Raw genomic sequence first — 26,105 nt, forward strand, 5'->3', positions numbered from 1 at the left:
TCCGGGAAGGTTACGGTGACCGTGCCGTTTTCGGAGACGGTGATCGTGGTGCCTTCGGGGAGCTTCGGGTTCTTCTTTTCGACGGCCTTCTTGACCTGCTCGCGTTCGGGATCGGTCAGCTTGTTGACATCGACAACGCCGGTGATTTCGGGGTCGTTGATCTTGATCTTCTCGTTGTCCTTGAGTTGGCGAACCGTCTTGTCCGGAGTGATCGTGGTCGTCGACTGGTCCGGGAAGGTTACGGTGACCGTGCCGTTTTCGGAGACGGTGATCGTGGTGCCTTCGGGGAGCTTCGGGTTCTTCTTCTCGACGGCCTTCTTGACCTGTTCGCGTTCGGGATCGGTCAGCTTATTGACATCAACAACGCCGGTGATGTCAGGATCCTTCAAAGTGATCTTCTCGGCCATCTTCGGCTTGGTCACAGCGATCTTGAAGGGAACCTTCACCGGATCGGGCTGGCCGGGAATCGTGACGAGCACAGTGCCCGTCACATCGCCCGTCTCCTTATCCTCGGGGATCTGGTAGGTAATCTTGCCGTCGTTGCCAACGGTGAGTCCAGCGGGAGCTTCGCCGTCGACCTTAAACGTGGAACCGTCCGGGAAAGTGAAGCCTTCCGGCGTGGAGATCGGAACCTCAACCGTGGAACCGGACTTGCCGCTGGAATCCGGGTATGAAGGCGTGACGAGCGGCGCCTTGAAGGTCTTGGTGCCGAGGTCCTTGCCGTTGCGGTTGAAGACAATCGTGACATTGCCTTCCTTGTCCACGGTGACTTTGTCCGTGTCCTTGAGCTGGTTGAGTTCCTTGACCTTGGCCTTGATAGCATCCTGTTCGCCGGGCGTCAGGTTATTCGGGTCGGATACTGCTGTCTCGGAAATCTTGGACGTGTAGTAAATGATGGTGGCGGTCAGCTTCGGGGAGACTGCACCAAGGTCGGTTGTGAGCGTGCCGGGGAATTCCTGGGTGCCGGGTTCGTGGCTGATCCCGGGAACCTCAATATTCTTGGTAATTTTGCCCTTGACCTCGTTGTGAACATCCTGCTTAGAAAGTCCCGCGTCGTCCCCGTACTTGAGAATTCCGAGCTTGCCGTAATCCACATCGATAAGCCCCTTCACATCTTCGGGGGTGAAAGGCGCGTCGGTATCCAGGCTGCGGATGAGAGTGTCCTGCTTTGTGGGAAGAACACGCACCTTAAACAGATTCGAGAAGGACTGGGTGTAGCGCATATCGTCGGCTTTGTCCGTGCGGATTCCGATAAAACGCTTACCGCCAATCGAATTGGAGATACCAGCGTCATACTGACCGGAGATAACGGCGGTATTGCCGGCGAGCTTAAGGTCAAACCCGGAAAGCTGTTTCGTAGCTGGCCACGCCTCGCCCTGGCCCGGGGCGTTAGTTCCCCAGAGCTTACCCTTGCTGTAGTCATCGGCTTTCAGAGTAACTGTTACCGGAGGGACGGGGGTGGACTTCAGTTTGTTCTGGTTCGTGTTCGTGGAAGGATCGAGGAAGACCAGAATATTGGGAACCTTCCCGATAACGCTTACGGATTCGCTGCTGGGAACGACGACGCTAAACCCGTCTTCACCGGCTTTGTTGGCAATAGTGAGCTTTCCTTGATCATCCACGGTGACCTGATCGCGGGTGAGACCGAGGGCGGGGTTGTTCTTGAGGAAAGCGTCAACAATCTTTGTCTGCTGATCCGCGGACAGGGTGTAACTATTCGGATCGGCAACCGTCATTTTGCCCGCGTTATGGGTGCTTTGATTTTGAGGGGCACCCTTTTGGGGATCCGGGTTTTCCTCCCGGAACGCGAACGGTGGAGCGTAGTAGAAAACCTTGACGTTGTAAGTGTCGAAGGTGTCCGGAGTCCCCTTCTTGGCCACGATAACCGGTACGTCCTTAACACGATCTTTACGCTTCGGGCCGTACGAATTGGCGTTGGCCTCACTGAGGTTCTTTACCGTGAACTCATACTCATCGGGATTCAGGTTATTCTTGGTGAGCTGAGCCTTGACGGAGTCAATCACCTCAGCCTCGGTCAGTCCATTGACTAAGAAGAAGTTCTTTGCGATGGCGCCGCCGAACTTTGCGGAATTGGCTTGTTCGGCGCTGGAAGCTTCCGCGGGGGAAGCTGGATCGGCGAGCGCGGGTGTGCCGCCGAAGAATATAAGGGTGGCCGCCAGAGTGGCACCCGCTATCTTACGAAAAGAAGTCACGAGATCCCTTCCTTATTTCCCAATCGTTGAACAATGAATACAACATTGATTTGAATAGAGAATTCGTATCATTATTCTAATCCGCAGGTCAGAGGGTTGAAAACCGATTTCCTGTGACGTATGACCAGGTCGTAGTGGGAGTGTGGCGTCGTCGTGCCTTATTGGGGTGGGGCGTGACTGAGCTGATGTGAAATGGTGGGTAGGTGATGGTGGTGTGATGCTTGGTGGTCGGAGCGCTGGTGGCTATAGAAATGAAATGGCTATGGGGTTGATGTGGGCAATCTCGTATACCGCTGAGCATAGGATTGCGTTGAATTTCGAAGTTTTCCGTGGAAGATCCGATTCCCCGGCAGCTCCGGGAATTTTGATTCCCACATCTCGTAGACGCGCCACGGCAAACTGAGTGTTGGCCAGACTTGCATGAGGAGGTCCCGATTTAGCCAGCGCTCCTGCTGCTCTGTGGTTCCTTCGTTGATCAACGCTGTATAACCACGTTTGATGAGGCCGTTGCTTTCGAGCTGGATCGTCTGGGAATTCGGTGCCCAAATGATCGAATGATCCAGGTAAAGTGTGCCGCCCATGCCGGGGCCGCTAAGCGTATCTAGAGAAGAAGGTAGTTCGTAGTGTTTGCGTTGCGAATACGGTGCAATATCGCGCATGTGGCCTCCTTCCTAGTTCTCCCTCCATCCTAGAGGGGAAGGGTGCCGCCGGCCACAGCGGGAACGATTAAATTGAACGCCGCGCGGAATAAATGCGATAAAATTATGCGTAACAGCGTTATGTAGGGGCGAGGTTATGTAGGCACGAGGAGGTGCGGGTCATGGCACGGCTACATGTGAGGAGGCGGTGGTCCTTCTTTGATGATAGGAGCCGCCATTATTTGAGCGTGAACGGAAAGAAGCGCCCGGAGGTGCTGCTTCCCGAACGCGATAATGTTTTTGAGGTGAACGACGGCGCCTGCGTTGCTCAGGTGCGAACGCTGGTTCCCCTCAAGAGTAATCCCGTATCTTTCTCCGCGGCGGAGGGGAGCGACATCTATCTCAGCTATCGCCTCAAGAAGGGAGCCATTATTGGCCTCATTGTGCTCTTCGGCGCGGTGGCGGCCCTGCCTTTCGTGGTGAAGTCCGTGGATCGCATGATTCTGCTACCGGTGGCCGGGGTGTGCCTGATCGTGCTGCTGGTGCTATCGTTCACCGTTTTTTCGACGATGTACACGCTCAAGATAGAAGAGTCTTCCGGAGCGGCTGCTTAGCCGGCTGCGCGGACCAGTTTCCTGTAGCCACGTGTGCTGGTAGCGGGCTAGGCGGCGTCGTCGTTCTTATCGGGAATGCACTGCGTTGTTGACGAAATACGCTGGGCACCGCGATGGTCGGCGAGCCAGCGCTGGCCGTTGACGTCCGTGAAACAGAAACGGAAGTTTTCGTTGATGACGGTGCGCGGGGGTCGGTCGCCGAAAAGGGCGTCGCCGTAGGTGTCCACGTACTCGGCTTTTTCTTTCGGCGGGAGCGTGGGGAACGTGATTTCGTAGCCGGCGGCGGTTTGCCGGAATTCGTGATAGTGGTCGGCGGAGATGGTGAGGCCGTCGAGCGGGGCGGGCAGTGCGAGCGTGAGGTCGAAAACCGGGTTGGGGGAGGCGTTGTGGAAACTCGAGGTGATCTGCCGGCCGATTTTCCCGGTGTCGGTGCGGTGTTCCTCCGCGGTGATCTTATTTTGGGTGAAGGCCTGGTTGGCCTGGGAGAATTGCTCGGCTTTGATCGCTTCGTGGCGGTCGTAAATATTCAAGCCGAGCACGGCCACCGCGATAACCACCGAAATCAGCGAAAGCGTTTCGGATAGCGGCAGCCAGCCGCGCCGCTTCCCGCGCGGCTGTTTAGTGCCGATGGCCTTCTCCTCATCCATGCGCTTGTCCCTTTTCTGCCTGTTTTCGAACCGTGGCCGCGCTTGGCGTGACCGATGCTGGCACCGTGCAGCGCGGGCCCACAGCGTGCGGACACCGATGAATTTTAGCGGTTGGGGTTGTGGTGGGAAAGCTCGGACGCGGTCTGAGTGGAAAGAAATCCAGCCCGTCTGCAATCAAAGATCACAGCGGGCTGAACGATTGATGTAAAGGTAGCACGATTGGGGCGGGGATGCACGGGCGGTAAATCAGGAAGATCTGCCGCTTACTCAGGTACTTCACTTCGCCAGTTCCTCATATACGCGCGCATTTTTTCTTATGAGTGCGGCTGAGACCTTCGCGAGCTCGGCGTCGTCCGGCTCGGTGATTTCATCCGCCTTAGCGAATTCTGTAATGATGTAACGAGGGCGATTATTTTTCAAAATAACGGCTGAACCGTACTCGTCTACCAATCGCGCCACCTTCGAGAAATTCTGGTTCGCTTCCGAAATTGGCACCAAGGTATTCGTATTGACATTCATGGCGTCCCTCCCCTTCCAAGAAGAATATACAACATATCCTAGGTTGAATATAGCCTAATCAAAAGGGGTGTAGGTATCGGTTTTGGTGGAAGTTAGCTCGCTTGGCTAACTGTTTCTGATGCTTGTGACCAGATCGTTCACGGCTTCTTCGGAATCAAGGCCCTAACGTTCCGCTTCCCCTGCAAGTCCATCTTGGAGAACTGACATTGCGTAGCGGGCGGAGTTGATCACGCGCACGTCGTTGCCGTCTACGACGAAGCCGATGCGGTCTCCTTTGTTGATGCCCAGCCGCTTGCGCACCGACTTCGGGATGGTTACGCGTCCTTTTGCCTTCACTTTGGCAGATTCTGCGAATTCCTCAGTCACCGTTATCCCTCCTTGGATGTGGGTGGTAGTGCTTATGCTTCGATTCTAAGCCGCAATTCTCGTTTGGTTCCGGTAATGGATATTTCCACAAGGGGCATTGAACTTTTGTGTTTCGTGGTGGCTAGACGGCGCAGCTAAATGCTTGCTGATGCACTGACAAACATTATAAACTGTCAGTGCAACCAACGGTTGGAGGGGAAATGGCGTCAAGTAGTCTTACTATCCGTCTTGATAGTGAATTGAAGGATGGTGCGGCAAGTGTCGTGGAATCCTACGGACTCGACCTATCGTCCGTTGTGCGAGCGTTTTTCACTGAAATGGTGAACACTAACTCGATTCCTTTGTCTTTCGATTACAAGCGCCCAAACGAGGAGAGTCGTCGGGCTATTCGTGAGACTCAGGAAATGATTGCCTCGGGCAGCGGTAAAAGTTATGAGACTGGCCACGACCTCATTGAAGCGGCCTTGACATGAGCAGGCGCCTACAGGCGAAGTTCACTCCGGCTTTCAGTAGAGACCTGAAAAAGAAAGCTACCAAGCGGCAATGGGACCTTGCAGAACTAGAATCTGTTGTTGACCTGGTTCTGGATAACACGCAGGAATCTATCGAAATCCTGAAACGCAGGCACCGGATGCACAGACTTTCTGGAGAGTGGGATGGCAGCAATGAGTGCCATGTTGCGAATGCGGGCGATTGGTTAGTCATTTGGAAAACCGACGGAGGGTTTGCCTATTTTCAACGAACCGGATCGCATGACGAGCTGTTTCGTCGGTGAGTCGCAAGCCCGGATAGGTGAAAATCTCTGTATTCAGCATCGTCTATAAGCAGTTAGTTGACCAGCCGATCCGGCACTTCCAGCTGTCCCAGTGGAAAGCCGACGGAGTCCAGGAAGTAAATGGACATGACAAGGATGGCTTAACCTTAGAATTCTTGACCTGCGACGATCTTCCGGCTCAGCCATAGGGATGCTGTGGTGAGCGCAAGTGAGACGGCTAAAAGTACTCCGGCGTCCGCCAGTGGCGGCCAGGTGAGAGCCTTTGCGATCCAGTTGAAGATGACTTTCTTGTTGGATCCAATGAACGATGAGCCAGCGAAGGCGACAATAAATACCGCAACCAGGAAAAGTCTGGCCCTTTCTGGTCCATATTTGTAAAACAGTGGTAATTGGATGATGACCAGCAGCAGTGTTGCCGCGAAGGCGAAACTAGCTACCAGGACCGTATCCCTCCAAGGCATTTCGGTCATAAGGGAGGCAATGAACCCCGTGACGGCGAAAGCAACTACGCCAAGAATTGCCGTAATTAGATAATTGAGATTGACGAGTTTACTTCTGGCGGTGGGTCCGGCAAGAATCGTTCGGTTTACCTTGGACTCACTGTCACGGGCGAAAGTGCCCGTGAAATAGAGCATTCCAATCATGCCAAAAATGAAAGGGAAAATAATCAACTGGTTGGCGTAGACGCCGAGTCCAGTCATCGCAGCCGTTACCAGTCCTAGAACGATCAGATTTGTCCGATTCGCGATCAGGTCTTTATAGAATGCGGCTCTCACTGGTCTTCTCCTTTGATCGTGTAGACCATAATGTCCTCAATCGTCGGTCTGGCCGCCGGCGCTCCGGCGGGTACTGCTTCGGTACGGACGATGACTTCTTGGCCGAAATCGTGGCGGCGTCGCCCCAGCACATGTGCGGGATCGAGCTGGTTTGCCTGCTCGCTAGTGAGCGATGTTAGTCGCCAAGAGTCCAGCAGTTTGTCTTTTTGCTCGACGAACTTCAACTTGCCGTTACGGATGAACGCAACGTAGTCGGCCGCTTTTTCAATATCGGAGACGATGTGGGATGAAAACAGAATCGAGTGACTCGGATCCTCGATGAATTCGAGCATGATGTCGAGCACCTCATCGCGGATCACCGGATCTAAGCCGCTGGTTGCTTCATCGAAAATCAACAAATCCGCTGCGTGGGACAGTGCCATAGCTAACCCGAGTTTCATGCGCATGCCACGCGAAAGCTGATCAACTCGCTTGCCAGAAGCGAGACCGAAGCGCTGCTGGTAACCGGCAAACGTTTGTGAATTCCAATTCTTGTAAAGGCGCTTGCCGAACTCGCAAGTGTTCTTAACGGTGAAGTTGGCTGGCAGGCTGATATCGTCAAAAACCACACCCACGCGCTCGCGCGCTTCTGGGTGACATGTATCAGCAGGCTGGCCTAGCAGGTGAATCGTGCCGGCATCGGGATGAGCGAGACCTAGAATCAAACGCAGCGTAGTGGATTTTCCCGCGCCGTTTTCGCCCACGAAACCTACAATTGCTCCCTGAGGGACTCGAAGGTCAAGCGGGCCAAGCGTGAACCCTGGATAGTTTTTCACCAACCCGTTTATTTCGATGCTATTCATCGCTTCCTCCTAACAGATCAATAAGTTCTTTCAGGTCGGCAATAGACAGGCCGGCGGCTGGAGCTGCTGCGAGGGCAGCTTTCACATGGCCTTCAACCTTCTTGCGTTGTTCTTCCTTGAGTAACTCGGTGTTCTTGGAGGCAACGAAACTGCCCCGCCCTTGCACAGAATCGATGAATCCCTCAAACTCCAGCTCGTCATAGGCCCGCTTGGTTGTAATCACTGATACACGAAGCTGGGATGCCAACCGCCGGATCGATGGCAACTTTTCGCCAGGAGCAACCTGGTTGTTAATGATCGCAGCCTTGAGTTGATCTTTGATCTGTGCATAGATCGGGTTGGGGCTCGCATTGCTGACGACTATGTCCATGAACACCTCCTAGTGTTCATAGTGTACATGAACACCTAGATAATTTGTGAGAGGCGCACCCGATTTGGGGAAATGCTTAAATGAGACCGTCCTGGCGGTGGGCTGGAGAAAACCAGAGTGGCAAGCAGTTAAACAGCGCATGCGCGAGCGCGATCAATTGTCTGCACCTCTTGGGATGTATTCGCTAACGCAAACGCCTACTTATCAAATCCGACGTCTAAGTGGAGCGGGCGACGGGAATCGAACCCGCCTCTGCAGCTTGGGAAGCTGCCATTCTACCGATGAACTACGCCCGCGAGAGCGGTGAAACCTCACGCAAGCGGCCGAACTGCAGCGCGAAAGAATCACTAGGTGATTATCCTAGCGTGCCATCCCCGCCAGCGCAAAGCGCGTCCGCGGCTTAGCGCGCGCAGTCCGTGTGGTGCAGTGCTTGCGGCACATGCTGCTCAGTTCCCGTGGCACGCAAAGCGCGCCCAAATTGCTCCAATTACTCCACATAACGCCGCGCGGGTGGCGCCCACCCGCGCGGGCGTGTCAGAATCTAGGCGTGTTACTTTCCGATGTTGATATTTTGCGCTCCGTGAGCGAGGGCCGCATCGCCCTGCACCCCTGGGATCCGGCGATGGTGCAGCCCTCCTCCATCGATATTCACCTCGACCGCTTTTTCCGACTCTTCGATAACCACAAATACCCGGTCATCGACCCGGCCGCCGACCAATCCGACCTCACGCGCCTGGTAGAAGTCCCGGCCGACGGCGAATTCGTTTTACACCCGGGAGAGTTCGTGCTCGGCTCCACTTTTGAGCAGGTCACCTTGGGGAACGACGTCGCAGCTCGCCTGGAAGGAAAATCCTCCCTCGGGCGCCTGGGACTCCTCACCCATTCCACCGCGGGGTTCATCGACCCGGGCTTCTCCGGCCATGTGACCCTCGAGCTATCCAATACGGCAACGATGCCGATCAAGCTCTATCCGGGCATGAAAGTGGGCCAGTTCTGCTTCTTCCAGCTCTCCTCGGCGGCCAATAACCCCTACGGAGCCGGCGCAAGCGGTTCGCGCTACCAGGGCCAGCGTGGCCCCACGGCATCGCGTTCCCACCTTAACTTCCACCGTATCGACGTGACCCACTACCCGGAAGCTGATAACTAAACTCTGGCCTTAGCAAGCCTCGCGCTTCCAAAGCAAGCGCCGGCCGCGCGGTCTCATCGAGAGCGGAAACACGGGACACTCCCGCATATTTTCGCTACTGTAATGATGTTCCATGCGTTAACAACGAGCTCCACCGCCTAAGAAACCGGCGCCCGCACCTACCAGCTGTATCGCGCCAGGTCACCCGCGGAGGGGCTCCGTGGCGTATGTTCGGCACGCTGCGCACGTAGAGCACGTAGCGCACCCCGCGTGCATCACAAGGTCGAAGGGACGGAGGCTGCCGTGGCATATGTGCTCCTGCTATTTGTGGTGGGGGCGCTGTGTGCACCGCTCGTGATGCAGCGCGGGCGTTTCGGCTTCGCAATCCTCGCCCTCCTCCCGGCCGGCACCTTCCTCTGGCTCCTCAGCCTCATTCCCCGTATCCTCCGCGGTGATGTTTACCAGCAGTCCCTCACCTGGGTTCCTCAGCTGGGCATGGACCTCGATATCCGCATCGACGCCCTCGGCCTGCTCCTCGCCCTCATCGCCACCGGAGTGGGCGCGGCCGTGCTCTTCTACTCGGCGCGGTATTTCAAACGCGATGCCTCCTACCTGGGTCGCTTCGGCGCGATCTTCGTGGCTTTCGCCGGCGCTATGCTCGGCCTGGTCACCACGGATAACACCGTCGCCCTCTATATTTACTGGGAACTCACCACCGTCTTCTCCTTCCTCCTCATCGGCCACTATTCCGACCGCCAATCCTCGCGGCGCGCCGCCTTCCAGGCCATTATTGTGACCACGGCCGGCGGGCTGGCCATGCTGGGCGGGATCACCATGCTCGGCGTTATGCCCGGGGGATCCTTCTCATTGCACGAGCTCGTGGTGGCCTCCCACGAAGCAACAATTTCCCCGGGGAATTCCGCGCTGCTCACGAGCGCCGTCGTACTTGTACTTATCGGGGCGTTCTCCAAATCCGCCCTGGTGCCTTTCCATTTCTGGCTGCCGGCCGCCATGGCCGCGCCCACGCCGGTCTCCGCGTACCTGCACGCCGCGGCGATGGTCAAAGCCGGGGTGTACCTGGTGGCGCGCCTGGCCCCCGGTTTCGCGCATAACCCCGCCTGGCACTGGATGGTGATTATCCTCGCCTCGTACACGGTGCTGCTGGGCGGCTACCGGGCCCTCAAACAAACCGATATCAAATTGGTGACCGCCTTCGGCACGGTCTCGCAGCTCGGGCTCATTATTCTTTTCGTCGGTTACGGGGATTCGGCGATGCTGCTGGCCGGGCTCATGCTGCTGCTGGCCCACTCCCTCTTCAAATCCGCGCTCTTCCTCTCCGTGGGCATCGTGGACGTGTGCACCGGCACTCGTGACCTGCGCGAACTATCCAATGTGGGTCGCAATATGCCCGCGGTCGCCACCTTCGCCGGGATGGCGGATGCCTCCATGATGGGTTTCCCGCCCTTCGCGGCCTTCGTGGCCAAAGAAGGTGCGCTCGGTGCGCTGTGGGGCGGGAGCGCCACCGATATTGCGGTGCTCGTGCTCATCGCGGTGGGCTCCGCGCTCACGGTGGCTTACGGCCTGCGGTTCTGGTGGGGTGCGTTCATGCGCAAACCGCGCGTGGAAGATACCGAGGTGCGTGACGTTTCCGCGGTGATGATTTGGCCCGTGGGTATTTTGGCGACGGCGGGCCTGGTGGCCGGGCTCGCAACCACGCCCATCAGCACCTTCCTGGAGCAGTACCTGGCCCAATACCCGGTCCTGGCCCCCTACCAGGGCCACCTGCACCTGTGGTCCGGCTTCAACGGGCCCTTCCTGGTGACCCTCGCCATCCTCGCGGCCGGATTCCTCCTCTTCTGGCAGCGCCACCGCATTTCCGCCTTCACCCAGCGCCACGCCATCCGCACCAGCGCCGAGGAAGCCTACCAGCGCATCGTTTCGGGCACCGAACGTTTCTCCATGACGGTTACCGCCCGCACCCAATCCGGTTCGCTTCCCACCTACCTCCTCACCATTTTCTGGTTCCTGCTCATCACCGTGGGAATCGCGCTGCTCACCAACCCGGTGGGCACCCTGGTGGTGCCGCGACTCTTCGATAGCTGGGCGCAGGCCGCGGTTGCGGTGGTTGGCTGCCTGGGTGTGCTGCTCGCCGCGGCTTCCCGCCACCGCCTCAAAGCCGTGATCCTCATGGGAATCGGCGGCTACGCCGTGGCCCTCACCTACGAAATCTACGGGGCGCCGGACCTGGCTCTCACCCAGGTGCTTTCCGAAACTCTCACGCTCGTGGTCTTCGTGTTGGTGCTGCGCCGCCTGCCCTCCTACTTCTCCTCTCGCCGCACCAAAGGTACCCAGCGCTTCCGCATCGTTTTCGCGGCCATCATGGGGCTGCTTTTCGCGGGGCTCGCCTACCTGGCGGCCGGGGTGCGCACCCACGCCCCAATTTCGGAGCTCTTCGCCGACGAAGGCTTCCGCTTCGGGTACGGGCGCAATATCGTCAATGTCACCCTCGTGGATATCCGGGCGTGGGACACCATGGGTGAGACCTCCGTGCTGGTGGTCTGCGCCGTCGGCATCGCCTCCCTCCTCTTCGTACGCGACCGTTTCGGCGGCACGGACCGGCTACGCAATATCCTCGGCGCGAAAAGCGAACGGGCGCAACGCTGGCGCCGCCTGGGCGAGGACCCGGCGGAATACGTGCGCAACTCGGTGCGCGCGGAAGAAGAAGCGCGGCGCTCGGGGCGCAACCGGGTCTGGCTCGCCTCCGCGAACCGTCCCGGCGTGGCCTCCCGCCCGATGATGCTGCAAATCGGCACCCGCCTGGTCTTCCACACCATCCTCATTATTTCCCTCTTCTTCCTCTTCGCCGGGCACAATATGCCGGGCGGTGGCTTCGCCGGCGGGTTGCTCGCCGGCATCGCGCTGACCTTGCGCTATCTGGCCGGCGGGCGTTTCGAACTGGGCGCCACCCTCCCCATCCTTCCCGCTCACCTGCTGGGAACCGGGCTGGGCCTGGCCACTCTTTCCTCGCTCGCCCCGATCCTATTGGGCGGCAGCCCGCTGCAAACTGCGAAAATCGATATGGTACTTCCGATTTTTGGGGACGTTCATTTTACGACGGCGCTCATCTTTGACACCGGCGTCTATATCGCGGTTGTTGGTCTGGTAGCCGAAATTCTGCGGTCCCTCGGCGCGGAAATTGACCGGCACGGGGAAATGGAAGAAGGCGTGTGGGACGCCGATATTCGCATCGAACCCTCCCACGACGCCCGCCAGAACCTGCGTGAGGAAATGGAATCCCAGGCCGGCCTCAGCGAGCGCACCTCCCCGCAACAGGAAGCCGAACGCCTGGCTATGGCCGCCGAACAGCGCGATGCAGCAACGGAAGGAGAGCAGCAATGAGCGTATCTCTCGCCCTCATCCTCATGTGCGGGGTTTTCGTTGCGGTAGGCGTCTACCTTATTTTGGAGCGCTCCCTCTCGCGGGTCATCCTCGGGCTGGGCTGCCTTTCCAACGGCGTCAATATTCTTTTCCTCATCGCGGGCGGCCGCACGGGCAACCCGCCCTTTATCGGCAACGGCTCGCCGGACCTGTGGGCGGACCCGCTGGTCATGGCCATGATGCTCACCGCCATCGTGATTACCTTGGCCACCACCGGCTTCCTGCTGGCCATGGCCTACCGCACCTGGCAGCTGCGCGACGATGACGAAGTGCGCGACGACGTGGAGGATCGCGCCGTCGCCGTACGCCAGCAACTGGAAGAAAGCAGCCAGCGATCCGAAGTGGGAACAGACTTGCAGGAAACCTCCGCGGAATTCCGCGACGAAACCGATACCCCGGCCCCGCGTTTCGGGCGCCTGGGCCGCTGGAACCGCCGGCACCCCAAGCGCCGCCGGCACCGCTACGTGGCCAACCCGAATGCGACCCACGGCGTGGACGGCTCGCTGGGGAACGGTAAAAATGCGGGAGGTGCGCGGCGATGATTTCCTGGCTGCTGGCCGTTCCCATTGTGCTGCCTCTGCTGGCCGCCGGAGTGCTCCTGGCGATTCCGCGCCGGCGCCGCGTGCAGGCCTGGACCGCGGTGGGGATGCTCTCCATCGTCCTCGTGGTGGCGGTCATTCTGCTTTTCGTTTCCGCGCGCGGCCCCATCACCTTGGACGTGGGCAATTGGGCGGCGCCCGTGGGCATTTCCCTGGTAGCCGACCGGCTTTCCACCATTATGCTCACCACCTCGGTCACGGTGACCCTCATCGTGCTGGTGTACTCGGTGTTCCAGGGCGTGGCAGATGGCGAACGCGGCGCCCCCACCTCGGTGTACTACCCGGCCTTCATGATTCTCTCCGCCGGGGTATCCGATGCGTTCCTCACCGGCGATCTTTTCAATATGTACGTCGGCTTTGAGATCCTGCTGGCCGCCTCCTTCGTGCTCCTCACCATGGGCGGCACGGCCGAGCGCATGCGCTCCGGCTCGGTTTACGTGATCGTCTCCATGGTCTCCTCCCTCATCTTCCTCACCGCGCTCGGGCTCACTTACGCCGCGGTGGGCAGCGTGAACCTAGCAGACCTGGCCGTCAAACTCCCGCAGGTGGATCCGGGAATGCGCATGGTTCTCCAGATCCTCTTCCTCGTGGCCTTCGGTCTGAAAGCCGCGATTTTCCCGCTGGCCGCCTGGCTGCCCGACTCCTATCCCACTGCATCCGGCCCGGTCACGGCGGTATTCGCCGGCCTGCTCACCAAAGTGGGCGTGTACGCGATTATCCGCACCCAGGTGCTGCTCTTCCCGGGCGGGCGCCTGGACGATATCCTCGCCGGCTTCGCGGTGGCCACCATGCTCATCGGTATCCTCGGCGCCATCGCGCAGGAAAACATTAAACGGCTGCTTTCCTTCACCCTGGTCAGCCATATCGGCTACCTCATTTGGGGTATCGCCATTTCCACCGAAGCTGGGCTGTCCTCCACGATTTTCTACGCCGTGCACCATATCGTGGTGCAAACCGCGCTCTTCTTGGTGGTGGGCCTCATCGGGTGGGTGGCAGGAACGACGTCGCTCGTGCGGCTCGGCTCCATTATGCGAGCGGCCCCCGTGGTTGCGGTTCTCTATTTCCTTCCCGCGCTTTCCCTGGGCGGTATTCCGCCGCTATCCGGATTCCTCGGGAAAGTGGGATTGCTGGAAGCGAGTGCCGCGCGCGGGACTCCGATTGACTGGGTGCTCATCGCGGCCGGTCTGGTCACCTCGCTGCTCACGCTTTACGCCGTGATCCGCGCCTGGAATATGGCTTTCTGGCAGGAAGCTCCGGCCGAGCTGCCCTCCACCACCTACCCGAGCGGCATGGTGATTTCCGCCTCCGGGCTCATCGCGGTCATGCTCGGTATTACCTTCGCGGCCGCGCCGCTGCGCTCTTTTACCGACGGCGCCGCCGCCGAGCTGGAAGCCCGCACCCCCTATATCAGCGCGGTGCTTCCCGATTGGGATCGCGGTACCGGGATTTCCCCGGAGGTTGATGAGGAAACTGTGGTACCCCACGAGGATTCCACCCCGGATACCGGCACCTTCACCCAAACTCCCGAACCGAAGGAGAGCCCGCGCCTGCTGCGCTCCCCGAGTCCCACGCCCGCGGCCACACTGGTGCCGACCGGTGCACCGGTGCCGAGCGGTGCGCCGTCGTTCCACACGCCCGCGCCCGCGGCGGTTCCCGCGCAAGGTTCCGCACCCACGTCCGTTCCCACAGTTTCCGGAGGTGAGCAATGAGTCGCGATAGTGAAGCAATCCGCCTGGTCACCCGGCGCGAAGGCCGTTTCCCGAGCGCCTCCCTGGGGGTGCTGGTGTGGCTGACCATTGTGTGGGTGCTGCTGTGGGGGCAGGTGAGCGCCGCCAATATTGTGGCCGGTTTTGCCCTCGCCCTCCTCGTGACCGAAGTGGCGCCGTTCCCCACCGCCTCCTTCGACGGGCGGTTCCGCATCTGGGGTGTGATTCGGCTGGTTGCGATTTTCGTGCGTGACCTCGTGCATGCCTCCTGGCAGCAAGCCTGGTTTATTCTGCGGCGCGCCACCCCGCGCGGCGCGGTGATCCGCGTGCGGCTGCGCTCCCACTCCGATGCTTATCTTGCGATTACCGCCGGGATGTCCACCCTGGTGCCCGGCTCGCTCGTCATCGATACCGACGCCGCCACGGGCACTCTCTACGTGCATGTCTTCGACGTGGGCATGGCCGGGGGAGTGAGTGCCGCGCACCAATCGGTACTCGATTTGGAAGAGCGGGTGCTGCGCGCCTTCGCCTCCCGCAGCGAGCTGGTGCAGGCCGGGTTCGTGCCCGGGTCCAGCCCCAAGGCCGGGCGCTTGCCAGTTCCCTTCGCTCCCGATAGTTCCGGAGGTGAACGGTGATTATTATGATGGTGATCTGCGGGGTGCTCCTGACTATCTCCGCGCTGCTGGTGACGGTCCGCATCGTCAAAGGCCCCACGGTCCTCGACCGGGTGGGGGCGCTCGATGTCATCACCTCGATTATGGTGGGGGCGCTCTGCCTGCTCGCGGCAGTGACCCGGCGAGCGGATTTGCTGGCGGTATTTGTCGTCGTCGCCATTGTTGGTTTCCTCGGATCCGTGGCCGTGGCGCGCTTCATCCGGCCCGTGGACCAAAACGATCCGAAGGAAATGCGGCGCCTCGACAGGACGAACGAACGCGAAAAAACCGACGAAGAAGAAGACGAAAGCCCCGCCCACGATCCGGATCGCGAGCCGCCCGCGGCCGCCCGCACCCAAGCGGATACCGCTAGCCTTCCGAAAACGGACGCCGCGGGCCGTGCGCAACCAGATACCGCGGGCGCGCAGGAAGGAGCCCGGCCATGAGCCCCTGGGATATTATCGGTGCCGCGCTGATGCTGGCCAGCGCCACCCTCACGTTCGTGGCCGCCATCGGCATGTTCCGCTACCCGGACCTCATGACGCGCCTGCACGTAGCCACGAAACCGCAGGTTCTCTCCCTGATCATGGGCTGCCTGGGCGCGGCCTGCCTGGTGCGTGACCCGTCAATGACGTGGACGCTGCTCCTCGTGATCGGCTGCCAGCTCATCACCTCGCCCATTTCCGCGCATATGCTGTCGCGCGCGGGGTACCGCACCGGCCGCATCGATTCGGATGCCATGGTCGTGGACGAATTGCGCGAGGACCTGCGCTTCGGGCGTGGTCTGAGTCATAATAGTTCTGGACAGGACAAGAATTCCGCGCGGGGGAGCACCTCCGCGCACTCATGATCGAGGGCGGTGCCGGGTGACCGGCCGCATCGGGCCGGGGCCGCGCCGCGCGAAGAAAGGGACGTTATGGATATCGGTTGGAAAGTTGTGAGCGCGGGCGTGGGCGTGCTCTCGGGGATCGTCGCCAATAAAATCGTGGACGTGGTGTGGAAGGGCATTTCCGGGCGGGAGATCCCCGATTCGGAGGACCCGAACGCGCCGCTCGTGGACGCGATGATTTTCGCGGTGGTGTCCGCCGGGGTGGCCGCGGCCGTTTCCCAGCTCACCCAGCGCCAGGCCGCCAAATGGTACGGCAAGGGCGAAGTGATCGATTCGCAGGCACGCGCCCGGGCCTAAGGTTCGCGCGGCGGTGCCTCGCCTTCGCGCGGCGCCGATCCGGTGCCGGCTCGAGACCGCAGGCGTGAAAATACGGGACCTCCGTACTAGACTGGACGGCACGACAGGGGAGCGCAGTAGCGCTGAGAGTGCGGCCGGCACGCGGCACGCAGACCCTCGAACCTGATCCGGTTAGTACCGGCGAAGGGAGTCGAGATCTCTCCTCCGCACCGCGGAGACCCTCCTTATATCCTGAGGAGGATGCATGGTCCAGAAAAATAGGCACGGCGCCCGCGTTCTTGCGGCCGCCGCGATGGTTGCGGCACTGGCCCTGGCCGGCTGCTCAAAGAACGACGACGCCGCCTCTCCGGCAGCGAGCGATCAGCCCACCACCGTCCGGGTGGTCAGCCACGAATCATTCAATCTGCCCGATGAGCTCATCGCCCGCTTCGAGAAAGAATCCGGGTACACCATCGTGAAATCAGCCCCCGGGGATACCGGCCAGGTTGTTAACCAATTGGTCTTGGCGGATGGCAAACCCGGCGCGGATATGGTGTTCGGGGTGGATACCTACACCGCCTACCAGGCCCTCGATGGTAATACCATCGCTGATTATTCGTCCCCGAAGCTCCCCGCGGGAGTGACCGCCCTGGAAGGGAAACTCAATCCCATCGACCAGGGCGAAGTCTGCGTGAATTACGACCGCGAGTGGTTCACCCAGAAAAATATGATTCCGCCCCTGAGCTTCGCGGATCTTTCCCGCCCCGAATACGCCGGGCTGCTCGCGGTAGAAAATCCCGCGCTTTCCTCACCCGGCCTGGCTTTCCTAGCCGCCACCGCCCACGTTGCCGGGGGAACGGAGGGGCTCTCTCAGCTGTGGGGCCAGCTGCTCGGGGCCGGCACCCGTATTTCCGGTTCGTGGACGGATGCCTACTACACCGATTTTTCCGGCTCGGAAGGCAAAGGAAACTACCCCCTGGTGGTTTCCTATTCGTCCTCCCCGGCCGCTGAAAGCGGGCGCACCGGCGTGATCGAATCGACCTGCGTACGCCAGGTGGAATACGCCGGGGTGCTGCGCGGGGCAGAGAACCCGGAAGGCGCGCAGGCTTTTATCGACTTCCTGCTTTCCGAGGATGTGCAGAAAGCTATCCCGGAGTCGATGTACGTGTACCCAGTGGCCGATGTGGAGCTGCCCGCGAGCTGGCAGCAGCACGCCCCGCGCGTCAAGGACCCCATCGTGCTGGACGCTAAAGAAGTGGGAACCCAGCGCGCCGAATGGATCCGCGCCTGGCGTGACACCGCGGGAATGTGAGTAACGCATTCCGTATCCCGCGCCCGCGCGGAGCTTCCCTGGTGGTTGCCCTCGCGCTCGCGGTCCCGCTATTTTTCCTCGCGGTGTTCTTCCTGTGGCCGGTGGTGGCGATGCTCGCGCGCGGGCTCGTCACTCCGGCCGGGGTGGATGCCGCGGGTTTCGCCGCCGAGCTCACCCGCCCGCGCACCTGGAAAGTCGCCGGGCAAACCCTGTGGATGGCGGCGGCCAGCACCGCCTGCTCGGTAATGCTGGGACTTCCCCTGGCCTATGTGCTTTACCGGCTGCGCCTGCCCGGGGTGCGAGTGGTGCGAGCCTTCGTGGTGGTGCCTTTCGTGCTCCCCACCGTGGTGGTGGGTACCGCATTCCGGGCGCTGCTGCGCGCGGACGGCCCCTACGGTTTCCTCGGCTGGGATTCCAGCCCGTGGGCGGTGGTTGCGGCGATGGTTTTCTTCAATACCGCGGTGATTTCCCGGACGGTGGGGCCGCTGTGGGCGGCGCTGCCCCCGCACGCGGAGGCGGCCCGTACCCTCGGCGCCTCTCCGTGGCGCGCTTTCCGTACCGTCACCCTTGTGGAATTGGCCCCGGCTATTACCTCCGGTGCGGCTATTGTTTTTTTATTTTGTTCGACGTCGTTCGGAATCGTGCAAACTTTAGGTGCACCCGGCTACGGCACCCTCGAAACTGAAATCTGGGTGCAGACCACCACCTTCCTTGATTTACGGGCCGCGGCGGTGCTTTCGCTGCTGCAAGTGGTGATCGTCGGGGCCGCCACCGCGGTGGCGCCCCGGGCCACCCGGCGTACCTCGGCGGCCTTGCGCCTGCGCCCGGCCGCCCGGAGGAAGGTGAGCCGGAGTGATATTCCGGCGCTGCTCATCAGCGCGGCCACCGTTATTTTCCTTATTGGAGCCCCGCTCCTCACCTTGGTGGCGCGCTCCTTCCAACGTTCGGGCACCTGGACGCTGGAGAACTACCGCAATCTCATCGGTTCTTCCGGATTCTCAGGGGTCTCGGCTTCCGATGCGCTCCGGAATTCTCTTACCACGGGCCTGAGCGCTGCTGTTCTCGCCCTGATGCTCGGGGCGCTGCTCGCTTTCGCGCTGGCCTCCCCGTGGGCCCCGCCGCGGCCGGTGAGCGCGGCCGCGGAAGGGATCGCCCTGCTGCCGCTGGGAGTTTCCGCGGTGACGGTAGGCTTCGGATTATTCCTCACCATCCGCATGCTCGTGCCCTCCGCGCAGGTGCTCGTGCCGGTTGCCCAAGCGGTGGTGGCCCTTCCCCTCGTGGCCCGGGTGATCCTCCCGGTGGTGCGGGCCATTGACCCGCGCCTGCGCGAGGCCGCCGCCACCCTGGGGGCCGGCCCGGGGCGGGTCTGGAGAAGTATTGACCTGCCGCTGGCCGCCCGCGCGCTCGCGGTGGCGGCCGGTTTCGGCCTGGCCATTTCTTTAGGGGAATACGGCGCTACGTCCTTCCTGGCCACCAGTGATTCCACCACGCTTCCGGTGCTGATCGGCCAGCTCCTGGGGAGGCCCGGGGCGGAAAATTACGGGACCGCGATGGCGGGCGCGGTGGTGCTCGGTACGGTCACCGGGGGCCTGATGGCGCTGAGTGAAATGGCGGCGCCTGCCGGAGCTGCGTCGTCGTTATTAACGCAGCAGAAAGGAAAGCTTCGTGTTAGAACTTCGTGACGTATCGGTGCGTTACCCGGACGGTTTCGAGGCGGTGCGCGGCGTGAATCTGAGCGTGGAGTCGGGTACGACCGTGGCGCTGCTGGGGGCGTCCGGTTCGGGGAAATCCTCGCTGCTGCGCGGAATCGCCGGGCTGGAGGCAGTGCGCGGGCAGGTGCTGATCGACGGCGCTGATATGGCGGCGGTTCCTACCCATCGGCGCGGGGTGGGCATGGTTTTTCAGGACGGGCAGCTTTTCCCGAATCGCAACGTGGGCGGGAATATTGCCTACGGGATTGAGAAGGGTCGTTCGCGCGCCGAGGTGGCGGCGGAGGTGGAGCGCTGGCTGGAGCTGGTGGAACTGAGCGGTTATGCCGAGCGGGCGGTGACGACTCTTTCGGGTGGGCAAGCCCAGCGGGTGGCTCTGGCGCGTTCCCTGGCGGCGCGCCCTCGGGTGTTGCTCCTGGACGAACCGCTTTCCGCCCTCGATACCCGCCTGCGGGAGGACCTGGCGGTATTCCTGCGCCGGGTGCTGCAAAAGGCCGGCACAACGGCGGTCTACGTGACTCACAATGATGCCGAAGCGGCGACCGTTGCCGACCGGGTGGTGCGCATGGATAGCGGGCGGCTGGTTGCCGTGTCGGAGTAGTGGTGCGGGTTCGCGGCGTTTTCCGGTTCGCTAAGCTCCCGGAACAGTACGGTTAGTCGTCCTTTGCTTGACGAACACCCTGGATAATTCCGGGAAGCATGAAGGATAGGCGTAGCGCGACATACGTGGCAGCGAAGACCGCGAACCATATCAAGCCGTTATGCATATTCCAGCCCGGCTCTTTGGCCAGGAAAGCCACAAGCAAAGCAAGCAATCCGGCGCAGATATCCGCTATACGGGCTCTAGTCTTGTCAGTCATGAGCGGTTCCATATCTATTAGTTTCGTACCGAGCACAAGGTTTAACTTGCGCTCGATATTCGGGCATGCGCCCTCGACGGAGGACGGGTAGCGCCGTGAGAAAACGGGTGCTGTTCTCCTTTGAGAGGTGATGCCAGTTAACCACGCGTGGCTACTTCCGGGTACCGACAAGTGTCGGTATTTTTGCCGGAGTTTGTAGATGCGGGGATAACCCGTGGTGTGGCATTGCTGTAAGCAGCGGTCGAAAAGTAGCCCAATTTCGACGGTCGCGTGGAACGGGCGTGGTTACTGCTCGCACTATCGAGTTTCCTTCATCCTGTGATTCCAGCTTTGATAGCGGTGATCCCTAGTTCCGCGCGCGTTGCGCACCCCGTGCGGGCGAGGATATCGGAAACATAGGAACGCACAGTAGTCTCGGATAGTCCGGTTTGTCGGGCAATGTTCTTGTTCGCCAGAGCTTGGAGAAGTAAATGGAAGACGGTGCGCAAGTGCTCCGGGAGTTGTTCAACTGCTGTAACAAAGTCCGCATATTCTTCCTTGTTCTGCTGGATTTTCTCATATGAGGTGATCAGGATTTCCGTGGGACGGGGTGCCATGACTTGCTGCCCACCGTATGCTTTGCGGATTAGTTGAGCGAGTTCTGGAGCAACAATGTCCTTGGTAAGGAAACCACGCACCCCGGCACCGATCACTTCACCAAGAGAATCTTCGTGTTCGAATACGGTAAGCATAACGATCACGATATGGGGGTAATCCTGGCTAATACGTTTAGCGGCTTCGATTCCACTCATGACAGGCATATCAACATCCAGAAGAGCGAGATCCACCTTTTGGTCACGGAGTTGATCGATAGCTTGCGCGCCGTCAGCAGCAGTAGCCACCACAGCCAGCCCCTCTTGTTCATTGAGTAGCCGTGCGAGACCTTCGCGGATGATGGGATCATCATCGGCGAGTAGAATTCGAATGTTATCCATGTGCTACTCTTTCGGGGTATGTATTTTCGTACTTGTGGTTTCCGAAGTAACAGATGAGTGGGCGGGCAAAGTTATATAGGTTATCCACTGCTGATCTACTGCGCTAGATTGCATCGTGCCGCCCTCGGCTCTAATTCTGTTAGCGAGATTTGCTAGACCGTATCCACTACTCATATCTGAAGCTGGCGGTTGTGCAGCGATCAAATTACTTAGGGAAAGTGCAAGCATACCATATTCTGCCGAAGCTTCTATTATGAGATTTGCTTCTGACCCGGCGGGTGCGTATTTAAGAATATTGGAGGTGCACTCGCGAATTGCCAAAGCCGCCGTACGGCGCTGCTGACGTGTCGTCAGTGTGTCAATATTGTCGGTGATATTGACTTCCAAAGTTATATCCCTGGTATCCAACATATTGGATACCTGCGTGGCTACGGCGGACAGGGGAGCTTCGGCTGTCAGTGTGTCCATTGATAGGATGATTGGCCGGATACGCCTGGAGGCACTTGTTGCAACCTTGACTAGGATGCTTAATTCATCGGACAGGTCAGGGTGCTTCATTGCAAGATCCTGGGCAAGAATCGCAACATGAGCTAGGTCTTTCGCCGTGGTGTCATGTAGCTGACGTGCTAATTCCTGCCTAGTTTTCCTCATAGCCTCAAAGGCATCTTCCTTTCTTTCTTCTGCCAGAGCACGGCGATTGTTTTGCCAACGTAGCGCTAGGCCTACAGTTAAGGTTGCAAGAGTGATGACTATTGAGCTATATAGCTGTAACTGTGGTGTTGGGCTAACAGCTACTGATACTGATGTCTCGATAGCCATCACGGTTACGGCTCTCATAATCCAGGAGCGTAGGAGCCATAACACCAGTACAATGGGAACGCCAAAACTGAGCACCGAAAATCCGCCAACTAAATTGCATGCGTTTAGGGTGATGCAACTGGCTATAAGTAGTACCTCGCAAACACGGAAGTGACCAGATAAAGCGAATAGTAACCACAATCCGATATCGGATAATAGTGAACCAGGATTGAAAGTATAAAAACCTAACGCGGCGCAGATGATGTCGATTCCGGCGAAAATAACGGCGCCGATGATAAAAAGTAGTGATCGTGCCGTGGTAAAGGGTATGCGGTTAGAAAGGGGAAGATGCATCGTTACTCAATCATTGTCCTCCGTTACCAGTGCCCACTGGAAACCACGTGAATGCTATTGGGTGTTTCCAGCCCAGTGTTAAGCGTAGAGGCGCAGCAATGGAAAAACTAATGTGCATATGATTGCTGCGATACCTAATTTCGGCATGATTCTCCTTCCGGTTCGATACGGTAGATTTCTTGAGTCTACCTGCGACCTCGAGATTTTCACGGATGAACATTGGCGTAACTGACCGACATTCATCGGTATTCTCAAGCTCCTGCGTTGGGGTACGCTTCAAATGTTGATTATCGACGGAATGAGTAGGTGGGCAGTTCAATGAGGAAGCTCTTTTATAGCAAAGATTGGCTGAGGGTTTACGTCGTTACCCTGGCGTCTATCTGCCTGATGTCTGGCCTGTTCTTTATCTGGATGTACCTAAAGAACAAGGCCCAGTTCTCAACCTTAATGGCTGATTACGGCTCGAACTTGATTGGGTATTGCCTCATGCTGGCTGTTGTGATGCCGCTGGTTTTCGCATTGCACGCAAAGTGGCGGCAAGATCAGCGTGAGTGACTGAGACCCCTGCGCTTGGCTTTACGGCATGTGCCAGCGAAGCCAGATTCGCTCGGGGTTTAGCGAGCATATCGCTAAACCCCGAGGAAACGCAGGATAGCGGGGAAGTCCTCGTTGATCTGGGTGGTGCCGGCCGCGAAAGAGGCTTCTAGCTTCGCCACATTGGTCTCCCGGTTGGAAGTCAGCTGGTGGCGCGGGAAGTAGAGGTAGGCCCGCCCCTGCGCTTCCAGATCGAAAAGATGGGCTCGCGTAGCGTTGTACTTGGCCGCACGCTCCTCCAGCGCGGTAACGAGGTGGGGGTGTTTGCGGAAAGCCGCCCGGATCAGCGCACTTGCCTTTCGGGAAGGTGCCGGGCGCACGTAATCGCGCGGTTTCGTCATAATGACGACGGCGCGTTCGAAGCCAGCAGCCTCAGCGGCATCAATAGGTATACCCCCGGATGGTCCGAGCGCGCCGTCGGCATAAAGCTCGCCGTCGAGCGTTACGAAAGGCATAATGCCGGGCATCGTTGAGGAAGCCTGCACCCGCACCAACAGGTCGTCAAGAACCTTAATATCGCCGCGGTGCCAGTGCACGGCGGCGCCGTCGCTCAAACGAAAAGCACTGATATCGAAATCGCCGGGCGTGGACTGGAAAGTCTCGAAATCAAAGGGAAGGGCCTGGCCCGGGCGCGACGTGTGAAGGTAAATGTAATCCGAGTTGAAGGCGCCCTTGCCGCTGAGGAAGGTCCGCCAGTTCCCGATATTCGGATCTGCCCCAAATTCCACGAAAGAACGCCGGGCCCGCAGCGGGTCGCGGCTCAGGTAATTTGCCACGTGGCTGGAACCAGCCGAAATCCCCGAAACATGCGGGAACTCCAGACCGGCCTCGATAAGTTTGATAACAACCGGAGCCGTGGCGCTAGCGCGCATACCGCCGCCCTCGAAAACGAGGGCGGTCTCAGCAATCCGAGACATAGGGTCTCCTTTCTACGCGCCAGGCCGAGGCTGGTGCGGCCGCGAGTGAAGATGGCTCCGGCCGCGGCCCAACTATCTGCTGCGCACTCCTGATTCGCCCATTCCGTAACGCAGCGAATTGACTTCGCAACTGCATTCAGTGGCGATATTGATCGTGGAAGCAATGGCGCCTTCGGCGCGCAGCTCCAGCAGGCGGGGAACCACCCGATCCCGCAAGGACCACGGGTCGATGGTATTGACGTAGATCTTGGTGCCGCCTTCAAAACCGGCGAGGGTGGAGGTACGCCACTTGAGGAGCACCCGCCACGGGGTTGCTACTTCCATATCCCGCGAAGGTGCATACCATTCCTCATTCGTGGGAATATCCGGGCCGGTGGCCGCGTGCATGGCATGCACCAGATCCGAAACCGCGCGCAATTCATGGCGGGTGTGCTCGAAAGGTTGGGAGGCTTCCGAACGCGACCACACTTCGAGCGTGGGGTAGCGATGCCCGAACCCGGCGTAGGCCACCGCGTACTTATTTTCCGCGATAACGAGATTGTGGTAGCCGGCGTAATCCACCCCGTACTCGTTGAAAATATTGGGGTTATCGCGCACTCGGTCCACTTCGTAGCGGTGATTGACGGTGCGCTCATCAATGGAGACCAGCTGCTTATGGAGGTGTTCGAAGGAGGCCCCGGCCGGCCGCAACCAATTCTGGAAGACCTGCACGTATTTGACGTAGCGGTTCTGCTCGTACAAATCGCGCATGGCATCGGCAGTAAGCAGGAAGTACCAGTAGTGCTCAGCTGGGGTGAGGGTACCCGAGCCGGCCCGATTCGCGGTGGAATCTGAACCCGGCACATAGTGGTGGCGCCCGATAATGAGGTCATGCCCGCCCCCGTAGAACGGCAGTGCGCTCAAGAGGCGCTCCCGCTCCGGAAGTGCATTCCAAGCATCCTCATCCATGCCCGAGGCAATAGCCTTGTTATGCGCCACGGAAAGCACGTGGGCGCGCCCGGCCGCATCCGAGGTGTAGCGCTCAAAAGCATCCTGGCGGCGGGTGGTGAGTTCGTACTGGTAGTTGGTGGTCCAGTACTGGAAAGGAACAATCTCAAAAAGATTGGGAACCCGCCGGAAATCCCACGGGTCCGCCAGGGAATCCACCGGGGCATCATAGGTGATCCGAGCTTCACCCGTGGCGGGGTTGCCAACGATACGCGCCTTTTCCGGCGGTGTTTCCAGCACCCGATCCGCGCAGAAAGAGCAGAAGTTTTCCGAGTGATCCGCGCTCAGCGGTTCCGCGATAGGAACTTCCGCCTTGAGAGGCCGGTTAGCGCGGCCCGGCTGGGTCCACACTTCGGTACCGGAAAACGGGTTGATCTGTTTGATGGTCCCGTCCGGAAGCCGGGTAATAGGCGGGCGGATTTCGTGGCGTACAACCATAAGTTCCCCTCACGTTCGGCAGCAGAGCCACCCACCATAGTAGTGGGTAGCTCCGCTGCGAGCACGGTGAAGCTGAATTCTTAGCTCACCGAATACCCGGCCTGCGCCAAAGTTGCATAAGCCTCATTGACGAAGGCTCTACGCACCTGCACCTCATATGAATTGGCGGTGGTGGCTCGCACCGAAGCGAAATCGCGCCGCCCACCGGTAAACCCGTGCGAGATCGCGCCCATAATGGCACCGAGCACCGCCCCGCAGGCGAGCCCGAAGAGGAGTACCTGCCAGAGCACCACGGCCGGCGCGAAAAGGATAAAGAAGAAGGAGAAGAAAAGGCCCCAGGAGGCCCCGCCCGCCGCGCCGTAGAGCGCGGCCTTCCCAGTGGTCAGGCGCCCGGTCACCTGCTCCACGCTTTCCAGATTCACGCCGACGATACGCACATTTTCCACCGGGAACCCGGCATCCGAGAGCGCATCTACCAGGCGTTCGGCCCGCCGGTAATCAGATACTTCCGTAATGGTGCGGTAGTCCGCGGCACTTTGTTCAGCGGCGCGCGCGGTGGCGGGCGCGCCAGTAGTTATGTTTTCATTCATAGGCTCATCCTAAAGCTGGCCTATGACAGAAAAATCGCCCTCGAAACAAAAATCAGCTGCGCGCCGGAAATGCTCGCTAGCGGTGGAAACCGGGAAGCGTATTCCGGCGCGCAGCCTGGATGGTG

General features: G+C 59.6%; 29 protein-coding genes, 1 tRNA gene and 1 riboswitch. Of the genes, 15 read left to right on the forward strand and 15 right to left on the reverse strand.

What is annotated here, in order from left to right; genetic code table 11:
• Together ACRQHG_RS08465 and ACRQHG_RS08470 are read right to left on the reverse strand one after the other, a co-directional pair.
• The coding region (locus ACRQHG_RS08465) for a YPDG domain-containing protein (protein ID WP_435719925.1) at positions 1–2,213 on the reverse strand (2,213 nt) is incomplete at its 3' end.
• Positions 2,214–2,473: 260 nt separating this feature from the next.
• The gene (locus ACRQHG_RS08470; RefSeq protein ID WP_435719926.1) at positions 2,474–2,872 is read right to left on the reverse strand and encodes a transcriptional regulator; all 399 of its coding nucleotides are present in this window, start codon (positions 2,870–2,872) and stop codon (positions 2,474–2,476) included.
• 227 nt (positions 2,873–3,099) lie between these two features.
• On the opposite strand from ACRQHG_RS08470, the gene ACRQHG_RS08475 reads away from it, so the two are divergent.
• Positions 3,100–3,465 (forward strand): hypothetical protein, encoded by a 366-nt coding sequence (locus ACRQHG_RS08475; protein WP_435719927.1) that lies wholly within the window; start codon positions 3,100–3,102, stop codon positions 3,463–3,465.
• Positions 3,466–3,512: 47 nt separating this feature from the next.
• Here ACRQHG_RS08475 and ACRQHG_RS08480 read toward each other — a convergent pair whose 3' ends face one another.
• From ACRQHG_RS08480 to ACRQHG_RS08490, 3 genes are all read right to left on the reverse strand, one after another.
• Positions 3,513–4,112, reverse strand: coding sequence for a hypothetical protein (locus tag ACRQHG_RS08480; RefSeq protein WP_435719928.1), 600 nt, complete (start codon positions 4,110–4,112; stop codon positions 3,513–3,515).
• Positions 4,113–4,388: 276 nt separating this feature from the next.
• Positions 4,389–4,631: a type II toxin-antitoxin system Phd/YefM family antitoxin gene (locus tag ACRQHG_RS08485; protein ID WP_016441879.1), complete on the reverse strand. Its 243-nt coding sequence runs from the start codon at positions 4,629–4,631 to the stop codon at positions 4,389–4,391.
• Positions 4,632–4,793: 162 nt separating this feature from the next.
• Positions 4,794–4,997 carry an AbrB/MazE/SpoVT family DNA-binding domain-containing protein gene (locus ACRQHG_RS08490; RefSeq protein ID WP_435719929.1) on the reverse strand — a complete coding sequence of 68 codons (204 nt, stop codon included), beginning with the start codon at positions 4,995–4,997 and terminating at the stop codon, positions 4,794–4,796.
• A 176-nt stretch (positions 4,998–5,173) separates the two neighbouring features.
• On the opposite strand from ACRQHG_RS08490, the gene ACRQHG_RS08495 reads away from it, so the two are divergent.
• Positions 5,174–5,470, forward strand: coding sequence for a type II toxin-antitoxin system RelB/DinJ family antitoxin (locus ACRQHG_RS08495; protein WP_435719930.1), 297 nt, complete (start codon positions 5,174–5,176; stop codon positions 5,468–5,470).
• Positions 5,467–5,772, forward strand: coding sequence for a type II toxin-antitoxin system YafQ family toxin (locus tag ACRQHG_RS08500; protein ID WP_435719931.1), 306 nt, complete (start codon positions 5,467–5,469; stop codon positions 5,770–5,772). The genes ACRQHG_RS08495 and ACRQHG_RS08500 overlap by 4 nt, the downstream gene beginning before the upstream one ends.
• Positions 5,773–5,918: 146 nt before the next feature.
• Here the strand turns inward: ACRQHG_RS08500 and ACRQHG_RS08505 are convergent, their stop codons facing one another.
• The 4 genes from ACRQHG_RS08505 to ACRQHG_RS08520 form a co-directional block, all read right to left on the reverse strand.
• Positions 5,919–6,548, reverse strand: coding sequence for an ABC-2 transporter permease (locus ACRQHG_RS08505; protein ID WP_435719932.1), 630 nt, complete (start codon positions 6,546–6,548; stop codon positions 5,919–5,921).
• Positions 6,545–7,390, reverse strand: a complete 846-nt coding sequence (locus ACRQHG_RS08510) for an ABC transporter ATP-binding protein (protein ID WP_435719933.1) — start codon at positions 7,388–7,390, stop codon at positions 6,545–6,547. Before ACRQHG_RS08510 ends, ACRQHG_RS08505 begins: the two co-directional genes overlap by 4 nt.
• Positions 7,383–7,760 (reverse strand): GntR family transcriptional regulator, encoded by a 378-nt coding sequence (locus ACRQHG_RS08515; RefSeq protein WP_435719934.1) that lies wholly within the window; start codon positions 7,758–7,760, stop codon positions 7,383–7,385. The genes ACRQHG_RS08510 and ACRQHG_RS08515 overlap by 8 nt, the downstream gene beginning before the upstream one ends.
• Positions 7,761–7,982: 222 nt before the next feature.
• Positions 7,983–8,056 (reverse strand) — tRNA-Gly (locus ACRQHG_RS08520).
• Positions 8,057–8,307: 251 nt separating this feature from the next.
• On the opposite strand from ACRQHG_RS08520, the gene dcd reads away from it, so the two are divergent.
• From dcd to ACRQHG_RS08575, 11 genes are all read left to right on the forward strand, one after another.
• Complete coding sequence (gene dcd, locus ACRQHG_RS08525) at positions 8,308–8,907, forward strand: dCTP deaminase (protein WP_026428605.1); 600 nt, start codon at positions 8,308–8,310, stop codon at positions 8,905–8,907.
• A 282-nt stretch (positions 8,908–9,189) separates the two neighbouring features.
• Positions 9,190–12,285, forward strand: coding sequence for a Na+/H+ antiporter subunit A (locus ACRQHG_RS08530; RefSeq protein WP_435719935.1), 3,096 nt, complete (start codon positions 9,190–9,192; stop codon positions 12,283–12,285).
• The gene (locus tag ACRQHG_RS08535) at positions 12,282–12,866 is read left to right on the forward strand and encodes a Na(+)/H(+) antiporter subunit C (RefSeq protein WP_051278270.1); all 585 of its coding nucleotides are present in this window, start codon (positions 12,282–12,284) and stop codon (positions 12,864–12,866) included. Before ACRQHG_RS08530 ends, ACRQHG_RS08535 begins: the two co-directional genes overlap by 4 nt.
• A complete protein-coding gene (locus ACRQHG_RS08540) occupies positions 12,863–14,632 on the forward strand; it encodes a Na+/H+ antiporter subunit D (RefSeq protein ID WP_435719936.1) in 1,770 nt (589 codons plus the stop codon). The genes ACRQHG_RS08535 and ACRQHG_RS08540 overlap by 4 nt, the downstream gene beginning before the upstream one ends.
• The gene (locus ACRQHG_RS08545) at positions 14,629–15,264 is read left to right on the forward strand and encodes a Na+/H+ antiporter subunit E (protein ID WP_087069996.1); all 636 of its coding nucleotides are present in this window, start codon (positions 14,629–14,631) and stop codon (positions 15,262–15,264) included. Before ACRQHG_RS08540 ends, ACRQHG_RS08545 begins: the two co-directional genes overlap by 4 nt.
• A 5-nt stretch (positions 15,265–15,269) precedes the next feature.
• On the forward strand, positions 15,270–15,728 hold the full coding sequence (locus tag ACRQHG_RS08550) for an MrpF/PhaF family protein (protein ID WP_435719954.1): 459 nt from the start codon (positions 15,270–15,272) through the stop codon (positions 15,726–15,728).
• Entirely contained in the window at positions 15,725–16,132 is a 408-nt protein-coding gene (mnhG, locus tag ACRQHG_RS08555; protein ID WP_026428609.1) for a monovalent cation/H(+) antiporter subunit G, read from the forward strand. The genes ACRQHG_RS08550 and mnhG overlap by 4 nt, the downstream gene beginning before the upstream one ends.
• Before the next feature lie 66 nt (positions 16,133–16,198).
• Entirely contained in the window at positions 16,199–16,468 is a 270-nt protein-coding gene (locus ACRQHG_RS08560) for a DUF4235 domain-containing protein (protein ID WP_284890085.1), read from the forward strand.
• A 95-nt stretch (positions 16,469–16,563) separates the two neighbouring features.
• Positions 16,564–16,674, forward strand: a riboswitch (TPP riboswitch).
• Between the two features lie 38 nt (positions 16,675–16,712).
• Positions 16,713–17,759 carry a thiamine ABC transporter substrate-binding protein gene (locus tag ACRQHG_RS08565; protein WP_435719937.1) on the forward strand — a complete coding sequence of 349 codons (1,047 nt, stop codon included), beginning with the start codon at positions 16,713–16,715 and terminating at the stop codon, positions 17,757–17,759.
• On the forward strand, positions 17,756–19,441 hold the full coding sequence (locus ACRQHG_RS08570) for an ABC transporter permease (protein ID WP_435719938.1): 1,686 nt from the start codon (positions 17,756–17,758) through the stop codon (positions 19,439–19,441). The genes ACRQHG_RS08565 and ACRQHG_RS08570 overlap by 4 nt, the downstream gene beginning before the upstream one ends.
• Positions 19,425–20,069: an ABC transporter ATP-binding protein gene (locus ACRQHG_RS08575; protein WP_435719939.1), complete on the forward strand. Its 645-nt coding sequence runs from the start codon at positions 19,425–19,427 to the stop codon at positions 20,067–20,069. Before ACRQHG_RS08570 ends, ACRQHG_RS08575 begins: the two co-directional genes overlap by 17 nt.
• Positions 20,070–20,121: 52 nt before the next feature.
• Here ACRQHG_RS08575 and ACRQHG_RS08580 read toward each other — a convergent pair whose 3' ends face one another.
• From ACRQHG_RS08580 to ACRQHG_RS08590, 3 genes are all read right to left on the reverse strand, one after another.
• Positions 20,122–20,328: a hypothetical protein gene (locus ACRQHG_RS08580; protein ID WP_435719940.1), complete on the reverse strand. Its 207-nt coding sequence runs from the start codon at positions 20,326–20,328 to the stop codon at positions 20,122–20,124.
• A gap of 311 nt (positions 20,329–20,639) precedes the next feature.
• Entirely contained in the window at positions 20,640–21,302 is a 663-nt protein-coding gene (locus ACRQHG_RS08585) for a response regulator (RefSeq protein WP_435719941.1), read from the reverse strand.
• 3 nt (positions 21,303–21,305) lie between these two features.
• A complete protein-coding gene (locus ACRQHG_RS08590; protein ID WP_435719942.1) occupies positions 21,306–22,454 on the reverse strand; it encodes a sensor histidine kinase in 1,149 nt (382 codons plus the stop codon).
• Positions 22,455–22,772: 318 nt separating this feature from the next.
• Here ACRQHG_RS08590 and ACRQHG_RS08595 point away from each other — a divergent pair, with 318 nt between their 5' ends.
• Complete coding sequence (locus ACRQHG_RS08595) at positions 22,773–23,009, forward strand: hypothetical protein (protein ID WP_435719943.1); 237 nt, start codon at positions 22,773–22,775, stop codon at positions 23,007–23,009.
• Between the two features lie 74 nt (positions 23,010–23,083).
• Here the strand turns inward: ACRQHG_RS08595 and ACRQHG_RS08600 are convergent, their stop codons facing one another.
• From ACRQHG_RS08600 to ACRQHG_RS08610, 3 genes are all read right to left on the reverse strand, one after another.
• Positions 23,084–23,965 carry a patatin-like phospholipase family protein gene (locus ACRQHG_RS08600; protein ID WP_435719944.1) on the reverse strand — a complete coding sequence of 294 codons (882 nt, stop codon included), beginning with the start codon at positions 23,963–23,965 and terminating at the stop codon, positions 23,084–23,086.
• A gap of 72 nt (positions 23,966–24,037) precedes the next feature.
• The gene (locus ACRQHG_RS08605; RefSeq protein ID WP_435719945.1) at positions 24,038–25,390 is read right to left on the reverse strand and encodes a DUF4921 family protein; all 1,353 of its coding nucleotides are present in this window, start codon (positions 25,388–25,390) and stop codon (positions 24,038–24,040) included.
• A gap of 80 nt (positions 25,391–25,470) precedes the next feature.
• Positions 25,471–25,980: a general stress protein gene (locus ACRQHG_RS08610; protein ID WP_435719946.1), complete on the reverse strand. Its 510-nt coding sequence runs from the start codon at positions 25,978–25,980 to the stop codon at positions 25,471–25,473.
• Positions 25,981–26,105 lie beyond the last annotated feature (125 nt).

This window comes from Actinotignum vesiculae (genome assembly GCF_051267215.1).
Taxonomy (GTDB): domain Bacteria; phylum Actinomycetota; class Actinomycetes; order Actinomycetales; family Actinomycetaceae; genus Actinotignum; species Actinotignum schaalii.

What these genes read in the sequence shown, in the direction of transcription:
- ACRQHG_RS08610 (WP_435719946.1), bottom strand. Translation starts at nt 25,980, where the DNA reads ATGAATGAAAACATAACTACTGGCGCGCCCGCCACCGCGCGCGCCGCT.
- ACRQHG_RS08565 (WP_435719937.1), top strand. Translation starts at nt 16,713, where the DNA reads ATGGTCCAGAAAAATAGGCACGGCGCCCGCGTTCTTGCGGCCGCCGCG.
- ACRQHG_RS08510 (WP_435719933.1), bottom strand. Translation starts at nt 7,390, where the DNA reads ATGAATAGCATCGAAATAAACGGGTTGGTGAAAAACTATCCAGGGTTC.
- ACRQHG_RS08485 (WP_016441879.1), bottom strand. Translation starts at nt 4,631, where the DNA reads ATGAATGTCAATACGAATACCTTGGTGCCAATTTCGGAAGCGAACCAG.
- ACRQHG_RS08580 (WP_435719940.1), bottom strand. Translation starts at nt 20,328, where the DNA reads ATGACTGACAAGACTAGAGCCCGTATAGCGGATATCTGCGCCGGATTG.
- ACRQHG_RS08595 (WP_435719943.1), top strand. Translation starts at nt 22,773, where the DNA reads ATGAGGAAGCTCTTTTATAGCAAAGATTGGCTGAGGGTTTACGTCGTT.
- ACRQHG_RS08500 (WP_435719931.1), top strand. Translation starts at nt 5,467, where the DNA reads ATGAGCAGGCGCCTACAGGCGAAGTTCACTCCGGCTTTCAGTAGAGAC.
- ACRQHG_RS08600 (WP_435719944.1), bottom strand. Translation starts at nt 23,965, where the DNA reads ATGTCTCGGATTGCTGAGACCGCCCTCGTTTTCGAGGGCGGCGGTATG.
- ACRQHG_RS08470 (WP_435719926.1), bottom strand. Translation starts at nt 2,872, where the DNA reads ATGCGCGATATTGCACCGTATTCGCAACGCAAACACTACGAACTACCT.
- ACRQHG_RS08540 (WP_435719936.1), top strand. Translation starts at nt 12,863, where the DNA reads ATGATTTCCTGGCTGCTGGCCGTTCCCATTGTGCTGCCTCTGCTGGCC.
- ACRQHG_RS08545 (WP_087069996.1), top strand. Translation starts at nt 14,629, where the DNA reads ATGAGTCGCGATAGTGAAGCAATCCGCCTGGTCACCCGGCGCGAAGGC.
- ACRQHG_RS08605 (WP_435719945.1), bottom strand. Translation starts at nt 25,390, where the DNA reads ATGGTTGTACGCCACGAAATCCGCCCGCCTATTACCCGGCTTCCGGAC.
- ACRQHG_RS08480 (WP_435719928.1), bottom strand. Translation starts at nt 4,112, where the DNA reads ATGGATGAGGAGAAGGCCATCGGCACTAAACAGCCGCGCGGGAAGCGG.
- ACRQHG_RS08560 (WP_284890085.1), top strand. Translation starts at nt 16,199, where the DNA reads ATGGATATCGGTTGGAAAGTTGTGAGCGCGGGCGTGGGCGTGCTCTCG.
- ACRQHG_RS08585 (WP_435719941.1), bottom strand. Translation starts at nt 21,302, where the DNA reads ATGGATAACATTCGAATTCTACTCGCCGATGATGATCCCATCATCCGC.
- ACRQHG_RS08590 (WP_435719942.1), bottom strand. Translation starts at nt 22,454, where the DNA reads ATGCATCTTCCCCTTTCTAACCGCATACCCTTTACCACGGCACGATCA.
- ACRQHG_RS08550 (WP_435719954.1), top strand. Translation starts at nt 15,270, where the DNA reads ATGATGGTGATCTGCGGGGTGCTCCTGACTATCTCCGCGCTGCTGGTG.
- ACRQHG_RS08515 (WP_435719934.1), bottom strand. Translation starts at nt 7,760, where the DNA reads ATGGACATAGTCGTCAGCAATGCGAGCCCCAACCCGATCTATGCACAG.
- mnhG (WP_026428609.1), top strand. Translation starts at nt 15,725, where the DNA reads ATGAGCCCCTGGGATATTATCGGTGCCGCGCTGATGCTGGCCAGCGCC.
- ACRQHG_RS08535 (WP_051278270.1), top strand. Translation starts at nt 12,282, where the DNA reads ATGAGCGTATCTCTCGCCCTCATCCTCATGTGCGGGGTTTTCGTTGCG.